Raw genomic sequence first — 11,610 nt, forward strand, 5'->3', positions numbered from 1 at the left:
GGCGAGCACGTCCGGTGTGATCGCCACCGGCACCACCGCCAACGATCGCGCGCCGACCAACCCGGCGACCGGCAAACCCTACTTCACGGTGCGGGCGCTCGGCTGGGGCTCGGCTGGGCGGCCGGCAAGCGTTGCGGTTCAACACCATCGTTGCGCTGTAACCGGTCTGGGTCGTGCGCACGATTCAACAAGACCCGAAACCGTGACCCGCGACGCCTTCACCCTGCTGGTGCGCGGCGACGTGGATCGCCCGTGACCCGCCACCGCTTCCGAGGACTCTGACTTGTGAGCAACAAAGGTCAAATGGATACGAAACGGCACGGCGGGCGCGCCGGTGCTGACCAACAACTGGAGCAGCTTACCGCGCTTCTCGGCGCGCTGCTCGTCAGCGGCTTCACCTAAAGCGGTGTCGGCGATGACTCGGGGAAGGCGGCATCGCGACCGCCGTCGTCGGTTCAGCGCATGGCTACCAAATCGATCGTTGGTGCGCATCGAAGGTGCAGAGGAGCCCGAGTACAACGGCAGTTCGCCGTCACCGCCACCACTCAGGACAGCATCCAGCGTTGCCATCCGGGTGAACCGGCCTCGCCGGCCGTACAGTGCCCTAGGATCACCGACAAGATCGCACCGCTCAGTTCGAGATCGCCTTCACCGGCGAGAACAAGCGTGCCTACCGAAGCCCCAATCCGCTGTCGAATCGGCCCTTCACGCGCGTCGACGACAGCCTGCCCGAGGCTACGACGACCTGGGCGAAGTTTGGGCGTGTCACGCTAGCCGAGGACATGGTCGACATCGAGACTTTCGTTGGTGCGCGCGCGCCGTTCGATCCGGCGGCGCCCACGCGCAACGAACTGCCCTCCGGGCGGCGGCACCTCCATGTACTCCGGGCTGGTTCAAGTGGTACTTCGCCCGCAACAACACGCCGGACCTGGCGACAACGGCGCCGGTGCGCAGCTGGGTGCTGGTCGGCGACGACCGCGGCTTCTTCCTGTCGTGCGCGTCCGGCTGGGGTGGTGATCGCCGCGTGCTTACACGTTCACCGACCTCGACAGCTACAAGCCTGGCGACAACTACCGCGTCGTTCCTGACTGCCTCGATCGCTACCGCACGGTCAGCGAGGTGGCCGAACAATATCAACCAGGACACCTACTCCGACGCACTCGCTGGATACGACCGGAAAGATCTGCGTGCGCGACTACCCAGGTGGGCGGCAATGCGCGCCTGGGTCTGTTCTCGTTGAACGAGGGTAACGCCCAGACTGTGTCTGGACGCTCGGGCCACATCCCGTTCCCCAATGGCCCCGACTACGGCCTGATCCTGCACCCGATCTACCTGCGCGAGAGCACCGGCCATCTGCGCGGGATGCTGCCCGGGATGTACTGGATTCATCAGAACCAGCCCTACGCGCACCTGACGCTGATCGACCAGGTGCTCGGCTACCCCGGGCGCAAGTTCCTCATCGTCACCCTGGACTACGCCCACGAGGGCAACACCAGCGGCTTCGCCTTCGACATCACCGGGCCTTGGAGACCCTGAGTCGTGGCCTATCCACTGGACGAAGATTTCGTCGCCGGCATTCCCGCCGGATTCGCCAGCGCGGGTGGCGCGGGCGGCGTCACGCCGACTTGGAACGAGGCGGCACAGGCCGTCGATCTGGTGTTCTCGCAGGCGCAGAACTTCTGGCGCATCGATGCCGCCGAGGTCGTCGAGAATTTCTGGTTCGAGATCGATGCCGAAGTGGTGGCCATCACCTACTCATCGGCCTGTTTCGGGTTCTGGCTCTGGACGGGATCGGGGACGTATGAAGGCCACCGACTGGTCGCGTGGCAGCAGCAGTGGCATCACAGTTTCTGGGATGCCGGTGGCAATCAGTACGAACTCACCGCCCATGCCGCAGCGCCGTGGGCCGTGACCGGCGCTCGCCGCACCATCCGGGTCGATGCCAAGCGCGGCAACGACGGCATCTGGCAGTACCGGCTCAGCGACAACGACGGCATCGTGGTGGGAAGGCTACAAGCGGCACCACGCGCGCTTCCGGCCTTGCATCTACGGCTACGGCCTGACCCTGCGCGTGCATCGGGCGTCTGGTGGCGTGCCGAGCACCCTGCCGGACGCGCCGTCTCCCCATTACAGGGCGCTGCCAGCCGCAGTGGCGCGCACCCAGCCGGTACCGGACCTGGCCGGGCTGCTGCGCTACTCGCACCGCGCCTTCCACCGTTTGGCTGGCACGCGTAACCACTACTACGCCGGCGACCACCAGATCACCGGCACGGTGAAAGAGAAGGGCGTTCCGGATGACCGACCCGTGGCGCGTCGGGTGCTGTTGTTCGACGAACGCACCCACGTCGTCGTGGGCGAGACCTGGAGCGATCCGGGCACCGGTGCCTACCGTTTCGAAAAGATCAGTCCGGTGCCGCGCTACGTCGTGGTTGCCTACGACTACAAGCACAACTTCCGGGCGGTCATCGCCGACAACCTGCGCGCTGAGCCGATGCAGGTGCCGGCGTGATCGAGATTTCGAACGCGCTCAACGGCTATCGGCTGCAGGGCGTCATCACCTTTCTGGCGCTCGGCACCGAACAGGCGCGCGCCCACGTGTACGCGGGGCCACGACCGAGCCTCGGCGCGCCGCCGCAAGGGCCGCTGCTCGCCTCCATCGTGCTCGCCGAGCCGCTCGGCACCGTGGTTGACGGCGTGCTCGAGGTTGCCGCGACGAATGAAGCGCTGATCCTCACCACTGGCGAGGCGACGTGGGCACGCATCGTCAACGGTCAGGGGCGCGCTCGCCTGGGACTGCGATGCGTCGGACCTCGAGGGCACCGGCGAACTGCGCCTGCCGACGACCACGCTGTATGCGGGCGGCTACACCCGCATCCTGACGGGACTGCTGGGGTGATCGCCAATGACGGCTGTCGATCTGCGCTTCGCCCATCCACCGGGCAGCGCGCATCTGGTGCTGGGCGGCGATCCCGGGGCGACGCCGCCCGTCGATGCGCAACTCGTCGGCGCACTGCCGGCATTGCGCTTCGGCGCTCGCCATCCCCAATGCATCGGCGACACTCGTCGGTACCTTTCCCGCGATGGAGATGCTGATCGGAGGCGCGCTATGCATCGCGAACCGCGCGTCCGCTGGTGGGCAGCACCTACTCGACCTGGCAGCGTGGGCGAGGATTCGAAGTCGGCGCCGAGCATCGGACCTCGCCGACCGTCCGAGCGCCCGTGCAAGCGCAAACCGGCTGGCAACCGGCGACAGGCTATGTTGCGGGTGTCGAGGCGCGTCGCAGCGCCAGGCTGGCGCGACTGCCGATCACAGCCACGGTGCGGTTCTGTCTCGCGTCGCCGACATCGCCGGGCGCCATTGGCGTCGCGCACAGTGATGCGCAGCAACTGCGCACTGCAGGTCCGTTCGTCCATGCCAACGCTGCGCGCATGGATGGGCTGCAGCGGCGACTGCACCATCAAGACGGTCTACGGGATCGCCATCGGCCGACGACCTCGGGCTTCGGTGTGGCGGCACCGCTTCCGAGTCGACGCTTCTTCGAGGCGATCCAAGTGGCGGTCACGCTTCGGCGCTGGACCAAGGACCGCTGGCAGAACGCCATGCGCCCTCCGCCTGGCCGGCACCCGACGCGTCCCGACGACGGCGATCCGCCGCCGATCCGTTGTTACACCCCGAATCCCAAACTGCGCTTCGCGTCGCTGGCGGCCACGGATGGCCACCTGGTCTTCGTGTGCGAGAACCATCCCGGGCCCGGTCAGGACGACCCGGTCGTCGTTCCGATCAGGAGGGTCTACGTCGTGCTGAACCACGTCACCCTGCATCGATGGCCGGATGGCGCGCCGGTGCCGGTCATCTCGCTATCGCTGAGTCTCGACGTCGATTCCTGGGCGTGGGGCTTCGAGGCCACGCTGCCCGGCATCGCCGAAGCGCTGGTCGCGCCCGAAGATGGCGCCTCGCCGGTGGAACTGGTGGCGCACGTCAATGGCACGAACTTCCGCGTGCTCGCCGAAAACCTGAGCCGTGAGCGCAGCTTCGGCGACACCAGCCTGCGACTCTCGGGCCGGGGTCGCTCCGCGGTCCTGTCGGCGCCGTATGCCCCGGTCGTGAACTTCGCCAATGGCGATCCGCGCACCGCGCGGCAACTGATGGACGACGTGCTGACGGTCAACGGCGTGCCACTCGGCTGGACCGTCGACTGGGGCCTCAGCGACTGGAGCGTGCCTGCCGGCGTGTTCGCGCAACAGGGCACCTGGATTGATGCGCTGGCCAGCATCGCTGGCGCTGCCGGCGGCTACCTATTGCCGCATCCGTCCGAAGCGACCATACGTGTGCGTCATCGCTATCCGGTGGCGCCATGGGACTGGCACGCCGTCACGCCTGACCTGATCCTGCCGGTCGACGCCGTCTCGCGCGAATCGCTGCGCTGGCTGGAGAAGCCCGCTTACAACCGAGTGTTCGTGTCTGGCCACCCGAGTTCGACACTTATCCGACTTAAGTAATTGATTCGTAGCGCATCCGGTATCCCCGGTTGCCACTACGATGGCGTCGATCAGCTCGTCTGGAGGGCTTTGGTGTCGGGCAACGGCAGGTCCAGTTGCTGGAAGATCGAGCGGGTTTCCTCGCCGGTGGCGGTCAGTCCGCTCACGGTCTTGCCGTCGGCGGTGAACCGGTGCAGTTGGATGGCCTTGAGCTTGCGCAGCGCGGCTGCCGGGCTGAACTCGGTCAGTTTCGGACGCATGACCCGGTGCAACAGCAACGCGAGGAAGCAGATCAACGCGTGCGCGCGGATGCGCTCGGGCAGCCGGTGATAGACCGGCGCCAGCGCGATGTCCTGCTTGAGCACACGGAAGCCGCGCTCGATGTCCGCCAGGCGCTTGTAGCGCTCCACCACCTCGACGGCTTTCAGGTCGCGCACGTTGGTCAACAGTATCAGCTTGCCGTCGAAGGCTTCCTGGCGGGCCAGTGCCGCTTCGTCAGGTGCCAGCTGAAGCTGTCGGCGCGCAAGTCGGCTTTGAGGATCTTCGACAGATGCTTCCCTCACCGCTGTGATGAAGCGCAGGTAGGCGCCGCGGTCGCTGGCTTTGCGGCGCGGGCCTTCTTGCCCTGATCCTGGCGCTCCAGCTTGTCCACCGCAGACTGCGCCTGCGCCTCGATGGCCGCGATCCGGGCGCGGCGCTGCGCAGTCTGTTCGGCTGCCACGAGAGGGTCGTGCGCCACTACCATGCGATAGCCGCCCGCTTCGGTCTCCAGCACCTTGGGCGCGGTCGCATCGACGCACGTTCCCGCCAGTTCCACGACCGGATCCATGAAGTCGCCGTAACGGCGCGCTGGCACCGCGATGATCCAGGACAGCTCGACACCCTTCGGCAACTTCAGCGCCTCCAGGGCCGCGATCTGATCCAGACTCAGCATGCCGCGATCGGCCACCAGCACCACGCGCTTGACCGCATAGCGCGCCAGACTGCGCTGGATCATCGGCAACAAGGTGCTCACCTCGCCGACATCGCCGGGGAACACCTCGAAATCCAGTGGCATCCCGCAGCCGCTCTGCACCAGCCCCAGCGCGAACTGACGCGCGATGCCGCCGGTGTCCTTGTTCATGCCAAAGGCACGCACATCGTCCGCCAGTCTCGTCTCGCCCTGGATGCGCACATTGGTCAGGTCGTAGAACACCAGGTTCAGGTCCTGATCCAGCAGCGGTCGCACCAGCCCGGCCAGCCGCGACAGGATCGTGCCCGCATGGGCGTCCAGCACATCCATGGTCCGCAACAGGCGCTGGTGGGTCACTTCGTCTGGCACCACGCCAGGGACGATGACTTCTTCCAGCCAACGCAGCACGCCGAGCTTGGAATCCGCGTCGCACAGGCGATTGATCACCATCAGCCGCGCCAGCGTGTCGACATCGAGCTTGGCGTCCGAGCGCGTCAGCCCGCGCAGGCAGCGCGAAAGACCCAGGCGATCCCAGAGCGCCGACAGCAGCCACGGTCCGCCCACTTCCAGCGAACGCTGGAAGGTTGGCGCCGCGGGCGGCCCGCGACCGGCCGCGCGGCTCAGGCTGGCGATAAGGCGATCGAGCTTGTCCTGTGAGTCCTCGACCCGGCCGAGGTTGGCGACATGCCGGTGGCGAGCAACGCCATCGGCATCCCGGAAGGCCTCGACGAGCTGGATGTACTGCCTCGGGCCGGACTTGGTGATCTTCGCGAACATGCCGCCACGGTATCACGCCACAACAGCGTATTCCATGGTGTTCAAGCTGAACGCGTGCCACTACACGATAGTTGCGGAATCGGCATCCTCAGACAGCGCAAGCCATTGATCCTGCAAGACCAACCCGGCAACGAGGGACCGCGAAACGGGCAAAAGGTGTCGAACTCGGGTGGCCAGAGTGCCGGTGTGCTTGGTCAAGTCACGCGCACCGGAACGGCTGGCAATCGGCTCGCACCCATGGTCGTTGATGCGCTGATCACCGAAGCCGTGGCGGCGCGCCAGCGCGGTACGGCGATCCTGGCCGACACCGGCCAGCAGTTCGAAGTGGGCCTGCGCCTACCGGTGCTGCCCGAGACCGGCATCGTCGAGCCGGGCACCTTCGTCGAGTACCAGGATGGCCGCGTCGCGCGGCTCGGAATCGTGCGCTCTACGCGCATCGAAGCCGGCTTCCCCGAGGTCTGGCAAACACTGGGCGTCGAGTGCCATGCATAACCTCTACCGACAGTTCCGGCAGCTGTTGCCCGAGCCACCGCTGCAAGCCGGCATCGTGATCGAGGCGGGCGCAAACCGCGTCGTGATCGCCTTGCCGGGCGGCGGCCTGATCCATGCCCGCGGCGAAGCCACCCTCGGCCAAACCGTGTTCGTGCGCGATGGCGTCATCGAAGGCGAGGCGCCTTCCTTGCCGATGGAAGTGATCGACATTTAAGCCGCGCCTTTTCAACCGCTACACCCCTGAAACCCGCTCCGGCTCGCGCTGGGCGGGTTTCGTCATTTCTGGAGACCGACGATGACCGAAGACACCGATGCACCGACCAACGACTCGACCCTCTTGCTGCGGCACGAGGACTTCGATGAACTGCTGAACCGCGCCGCCGAACGCGGCGCCGAGCGTTGCCTCACCCACCTCGGTCTGGAAAACGGACACGCCGCGCGTGACATCCGCGAGCTGCGTGACCTGCTGGAAGCGTGGCGCGATGCGCGCCGCACCGCCTGGCAGACCACCGTCAAGGTCGTGACCACCGGCATCCTGGCCGCGCTGCTGGTGGCCGCTGCCATCAAGTTGAAGCTGATGGGAGGCACGCAATGACCGCCCGACCGAAGATCTGTCTGCTCAACGACTGGCGGCGCGTGTTGCGTCGCGCGTGGAGCATCCGACTTTCCCTGCTGGCAGCCGCCTTCACAGCGGCGGAAGTCGTCGTCCCGCTGTTCGGTGATCTTCTGCCGCGTGGCGCGTTCGTGCTGCTGGCCTTCGCCGCCAGCATCGGCGCGACCGTTGCGCGCATCGTGGCGCAGCCGGAGATGCGCCGATGACCGGTGCACCATCACCCGTGATGCGCAGGACGGTGACCGGATTGACGCTGTCCGCCGCCGCCCTGGTCGGCATCGTGATGCACGAGGGCTACACCGACCACGCGGCAATCCCGGCCAAGGGCGATGTGCCGACCATCGGCTTTGGCACCACCGCCGGAGTGAAGATCGGCGACACCACCACGCCACCGAAGGCCTTGGCGCGGGCGCTCACGGATATCCAGCAGTTCGAGGACGCGCTCAAGCAGTGCGTGACCGTGCCCCTAGCTCAGCACGAGTACGACGCCTTTGTGAGCTTCTCCTACAACGTCGGCAGCCGCGCGTTCTGCCAGTCCACATTGGTCAGAAAACTCAACGCCGAGGACTACGTCGGGGCCTGCGCCGAGCTGCTGCGCTGGCGCTTCTTCCAGGGCAAGGACTGCGCGCTGCCCGCCAACGCGCGCCTGTGCGGTGGACTGGCCACGCGGCGCGAGGCCGAGTACCGGCAGTGCATTGGGGAAGGGTCATGAGCGTGATTCCTTGGCCGTACCGCTGGCTGGCCCTCGTGGCACTTGGCGTCGCTTTGGTCGGCTTCGGATGGATCAAGGGCGCGGGCCACGTTCAAGCCGAGTGGGACGCCGCTGTCCAGGAGCAAATCCTGCAAGCCGCCACTGTCCGCGAGCGGCAGGCACAAGCCACCGTCAAGGTCGTCACACAGTACGTCGAACGCGTCCGCGTCGTCCGCGAGAAGGGCGAAACCATCATCAAGGAGGTTCCCGTCTATGTGCCCGTTCAAGCCGATGCTGCTTGCACTATCAACCGTGGCTTTGTGCGCCTGCACGACGCTGCCGCCGCAGGTGAACTGCCCGAGCCCGCCCGAGATGCTGATGCGGCCGCCGAAGGACTTGCGCTCTCTGCCGTCGCCGGAACCGTCGCCACCAACTACCAGACCTGCCACGAAAACGCCGAGCAACTGAGGGCGCTGCAGGCGTGGGCAAGGGAGATGGATGTCGCGGACGCGCAATAGCCTTCGGAACGCCGTCATGGGTTGCGTGCACAACCTGGCAAAAGACGACTGGTCCTGATCAGAATCACCGAGTCCCGCAGCTATACGTTCCTCGAAGGTGCGCGCAGGGCGACGAACTGGTTACTCGGCCCTTCTGACCGCAGCATCAGGTTTGCGCTGTTCGACACCACGTAGGCCAAGGGCCGCGTCATGTTGAACGGGAACAGCACCGGCAGCGACTGCAAACTGGGTACTGATATGGGCTTGCCGGCGTAGCGCACAGCAGCTTCGATCAGCCAAGCAGTGAGCGCATCGTTGTCGATGCTCGTCTGTGGCAAGCGAATGACGCGCTTACCTTTCTCGACGCGCTCCACGGCTCCCCAGCTCGCCTGGCTCTGGATGACCATGTTGGTCATGCGCCGAGTGCCTTCGCGCTCTCCATAGGTTTCGCTCATGCGGCGATGGACCTCGGCGGACGCGCAGTCGCCCTGGATGGCGGACAGGCGGCCCACCAGCTCGGCCACCTTGCCAAAGAACGGGTACGTCGCCACGGACATGCCCCAGCACAGCGCCGCGACCGGTATATCCGGCTGCGTCTTGTGGATGGCCACACCACGATCCGCGTAATCGACCAGTTCGGCGCGCGGCTCCAGCCACAGCCGGTTCAGTACGGTGCGTGTTTTCTTCTTGGCTTCCGCGCCAAGTCCGGCTGCATCGAGCAAGCAATGGCTCACTCCGGTAGACCGAACACGCTTTCTCCGCGCGTCTCAGCAATCACACCCTGGCTGGAGCCTGCCGACGCCGGTGGACTCAACGTTGCCGTGGTCCGCCGTGAGATGAAATGTGGTATCCCTTGTCGAGCAGCAGGAGAACAGCCGGTCGACGAAACCGGTCGTCAGCCAGTTGCCGATCCACATCGCCACGTCCTTCTTAGACCGCTCCGTAGAGCCGATCGTCAACCTCATCGATGACCAGGCCCTGCCTCCGGGCGCCGGTCGATCAAATCCGCTTCCAGCGCGTCGAGCTGATGGATCTGACGCAGCGCGTCAGTACATCACCTCATTCGAGTTGACGCCTTCGTTCTGCCAGAACGTCTTCCCAACGATTCCTCCTTGTCCGTCCTGTCGATGGAGTCGTCGAACTCCCGCGCAGTTTCAGGCGGAACAGCGCCTGGCGCGACACCGATGTCACAGTCGGCAGCCATGCAAACGCGGTTCCCTCGTCGAACGCGAACCGTTTCGTGGTGGCGATCAGGCGCTCGCCGGATCTGCCTACCCACTGGTCGAGAGGCCAGCCCGTCAGATACCAGCAGGAAGCCACCTTGGTTTCCCCTGCGGACCGCCGATGCCGCAAAGCGCGGCACGTGGTGCACCATCACCGGACCTTTGGTCACCGGCTGCAGGATCAAGGTCGGCGTAATGCTTGGCGGCGACCCAGGCTCGCAGACCCTCGTCTGATTGCGCCTGCAAGGTCTTGATCCGCTCTCGAATCACCGGCAGGTGTTCGCTGCCTTCCGTGCCTGGCAGACCATGCGTTCGGGCCAGGATCTCACCGTAGCGCTTGGCGAACTCGCTCCAGTCCTTGTGCGACGAAGCCGCCGTTGGCGTCGTCTCGATCAGGCCATCGATGCCTTTTAGCACCAATGCCTGCAATGCCGCCGGGTCCTGGACAATTCCCGCCTTGATCCAACTCGGCATCCCCGCCGGAACGCTGTGCACCGCCAGCGGATGCAAGCTGCCGTCGAGGAACATGGAATCGACCAGCACCTGCACATCGGAGTGGTCGAACGGAATCTCAATCTTGGCGACGTAGTCTGGTGGTGGCGGTTCGCCAGTGCGGGTTCCGTCCAGCCCCTGGGTCTTCAGATAGCGGTACCACGCATCCTGCACCACGCGCAGCAGCGCGCTCTTGGATGCCAGCCATGTGGCGACGGGAAGGTCCGTGAACAGCCCCTTGCCCTGAATGATGCCTGCCGCGTGCTGGGCGAACAGGGGTGGCAACGAGCGGTTGGCGAAGTGCATCCGAAGCAGCTCGCGCCAGAAGTCCACTGGGTTGCGAATGGATCTCGGCGCCAGTTGGTAGACGTGTTCGAGGATGAAGTCCTTCGACTCGTTCTCGCCCTGGCCGACTGCAGCTCGGTCTGGTGGGCGTGGAAACAGCCCGGCAAGTGCTCCGGCTCGACCTGCTGCACCGCGCTGTAAGCCAGCCTCGGGAACAGCTCAGCAAGGCTGAGCCGGACCACACGACCGTGGTGCACGATGTCCCACGGCAAGACATTCGCATCGGCGCTTCGCAGATGCAGAACCAGCGATGGCGCAGGCCCTTGCTCACCGCGATCCCATGCGGCGCGGTAACGCTCCTCATACTCCGCGCGAAAGGCAAACGGGTCCTCGTACAGCATCAGCTCGAAGCCGCGACCGCGCAGCTCGGTCAACAGCTTCTCGTCGAGCAACACATCATCAGGGTCGCACGCCACCCATAGCCGGGTGAGATCGGCCGTGAAGTGGCGAGAATGCGTTCCTGACCACTGGCTCATCCCACCTGTCCTCCGGGCATCACATCGCCGGAGACGCGTACCATCATCACGGCATTCAAATCTGGCACGCTGGCCTCCATGTCATCGAGAGCGGCCATGCGCGCATCGTGTTCCTGCTGCAGTCGCTTGCGCCGATGCTCGCGCACGGCGGGCAGGCCGATTCGCCCAATGGCCTGACCTCGGGCTTCGAAGGCATACACCGCACGCTCGCGTTCTTCCTTCAGTCGGGCACGGTGCTCGTTCAGCAGCTCGGTGAAGATCCGTTCGCCTTGGGCGCTGGCGGCCACATGGGATGCCTCGAACCACTTCACCGACTCCTCGGCGCCGGTCACGGCATGAACATCCACGGTCTCGGTCAGCAATAGGTCCCACACGCGCTTGGCAGTGGGTACGAAGAGGCGACCTTCCTCGTTGACGAACACCGGCAGGAAGCGCTTCCGGCTCAAGCCTTCCGCCGCCAGGCTGATCTCCCATAGCGACCAGATGCCGCGCACCGAATCCGGCAGACCAGAAACACGGATCACCGGCAGTGGTTGGCCAGCGACAAAGCGTGGCAACTCGCTGATCACCGCC

Annotated in this window: 12 protein-coding genes and 3 pseudogenes; 11 read left to right on the top strand and 4 right to left on the bottom strand. The window is 65.6% G+C overall.

Annotation, left to right across the window (positions count from 1 at the left end; all coding sequences use genetic code 11):
* The first annotated feature begins 16 nt into the window (after positions 1-16).
* The 5 genes from IPK27_09865 (at position 17) to IPK27_09885 (ending at position 4,500) form a co-directional block, all read left to right on the top strand.
* Positions 17-256: a hypothetical protein gene (locus IPK27_09865; protein ID MBK8067917.1), complete on the top strand. Its 240-nt coding sequence runs from the start codon at positions 17-19 to the stop codon at positions 254-256.
* Between the two features lie 947 nt (positions 257-1,203).
* Positions 1,204-1,536: a hypothetical protein gene (locus IPK27_09870; GenBank protein ID MBK8067918.1), complete on the top strand. Its 333-nt coding sequence runs from the start codon at positions 1,204-1,206 to the stop codon at positions 1,534-1,536.
* Between the two features lie 3 nt (positions 1,537-1,539).
* The gene (locus IPK27_09875; GenBank protein ID MBK8067919.1) at positions 1,540-2,235 is read left to right on the top strand and encodes a hypothetical protein; all 696 of its coding nucleotides are present in this window, start codon (positions 1,540-1,542) and stop codon (positions 2,233-2,235) included.
* Positions 2,219-2,509 (top strand): hypothetical protein, encoded by a 291-nt coding sequence (locus tag IPK27_09880; protein MBK8067920.1) that lies wholly within the window; start codon positions 2,219-2,221, stop codon positions 2,507-2,509. The genes IPK27_09875 and IPK27_09880 overlap by 17 nt, the downstream gene beginning before the upstream one ends.
* A gap of 710 nt (positions 2,510-3,219) precedes the next feature.
* The gene (locus tag IPK27_09885) at positions 3,220-4,500 is read left to right on the top strand and encodes a hypothetical protein (GenBank protein ID MBK8067921.1); all 1,281 of its coding nucleotides are present in this window, start codon (positions 3,220-3,222) and stop codon (positions 4,498-4,500) included.
* A 50-nt stretch (positions 4,501-4,550) separates the two neighbouring features.
* Here the strand turns inward: IPK27_09885 and IPK27_09890 are convergent.
* Positions 4,551-6,208 (bottom strand): annotated as a pseudogene (locus IPK27_09890) (IS1634 family transposase).
* A 171-nt stretch (positions 6,209-6,379) separates the two neighbouring features.
* On the opposite strand from IPK27_09890, the pseudogene IPK27_09895 reads away from it, so the two are divergent.
* From IPK27_09895 to IPK27_09920, 6 genes and pseudogenes are all read left to right on the top strand, one after another.
* Positions 6,380-6,700: pseudogene (locus IPK27_09895) on the top strand (hypothetical protein).
* Positions 6,693-6,914, top strand: a complete 222-nt coding sequence (locus tag IPK27_09900) for a hypothetical protein (protein MBK8067922.1) — start codon at positions 6,693-6,695, stop codon at positions 6,912-6,914. The pseudogene IPK27_09895 and the gene IPK27_09900 overlap by 8 nt, the downstream one beginning before the upstream one ends.
* An 81-nt stretch (positions 6,915-6,995) precedes the next feature.
* Positions 6,996-7,295 carry a hypothetical protein gene (locus tag IPK27_09905; protein MBK8067923.1) on the top strand — a complete coding sequence of 100 codons (300 nt, stop codon included), beginning with the start codon at positions 6,996-6,998 and terminating at the stop codon, positions 7,293-7,295.
* Positions 7,292-7,519, top strand: a complete 228-nt coding sequence (locus IPK27_09910) for a hypothetical protein (GenBank protein MBK8067924.1) — start codon at positions 7,292-7,294, stop codon at positions 7,517-7,519. The genes IPK27_09905 and IPK27_09910 overlap by 4 nt, the downstream gene beginning before the upstream one ends.
* A 20-nt stretch (positions 7,520-7,539) precedes the next feature.
* On the top strand, positions 7,540-8,025 hold the full coding sequence (locus IPK27_09915; GenBank protein MBK8067925.1) for a lysozyme: 486 nt from the start codon (positions 7,540-7,542) through the stop codon (positions 8,023-8,025).
* Entirely contained in the window at positions 8,022-8,522 is a 501-nt protein-coding gene (locus IPK27_09920) for a hypothetical protein (protein MBK8067926.1), read from the top strand. Before IPK27_09915 ends, IPK27_09920 begins: the two co-directional genes overlap by 4 nt.
* A gap of 80 nt (positions 8,523-8,602) precedes the next feature.
* On the opposite strand, the gene IPK27_09925 is transcribed toward IPK27_09920, so the two are convergent.
* The 3 genes and pseudogenes from IPK27_09925 to IPK27_09935 all read right to left on the bottom strand — a co-directional run.
* A complete protein-coding gene (locus tag IPK27_09925; GenBank protein ID MBK8067927.1) occupies positions 8,603-9,235 on the bottom strand; it encodes a hypothetical protein in 633 nt (210 codons plus the stop codon).
* Positions 9,219-11,037, bottom strand: a pseudogene (pglZ, locus tag IPK27_09930) (BREX-3 system phosphatase PglZ). Before pglZ ends, IPK27_09925 begins: the two are co-directional and overlap by 17 nt.
* A partial coding sequence (locus IPK27_09935) for a helicase (protein ID MBK8067928.1) occupies positions 11,034-11,610 on the bottom strand: 577 nt, incomplete at its 5' end. The gene IPK27_09935 and the pseudogene pglZ, both read right to left, overlap by 4 nt.

This window comes from Rhodanobacteraceae bacterium (assembly GCA_016713135.1).
Lineage (GTDB): Bacteria > Pseudomonadota > Gammaproteobacteria > Xanthomonadales > SZUA-5 > JADKFD01.

Bases quoted from the DNA above. Each gene is read 5' to 3' on its own strand.
- IPK27_09900 (MBK8067922.1), top strand. From the start codon at position 6,693: ATGCATAACCTCTACCGACAGTTCCGGCAGCTGTTGCCCGAGCCACCG.
- IPK27_09905 (MBK8067923.1), top strand. From the start codon at position 6,996: ATGACCGAAGACACCGATGCACCGACCAACGACTCGACCCTCTTGCTG.
- IPK27_09910 (MBK8067924.1), top strand. From the start codon at position 7,292: ATGACCGCCCGACCGAAGATCTGTCTGCTCAACGACTGGCGGCGCGTG.
- IPK27_09915 (MBK8067925.1), top strand. From the start codon at position 7,540: ATGCGCAGGACGGTGACCGGATTGACGCTGTCCGCCGCCGCCCTGGTC.
- IPK27_09920 (MBK8067926.1), top strand. From the start codon at position 8,022: ATGAGCGTGATTCCTTGGCCGTACCGCTGGCTGGCCCTCGTGGCACTT.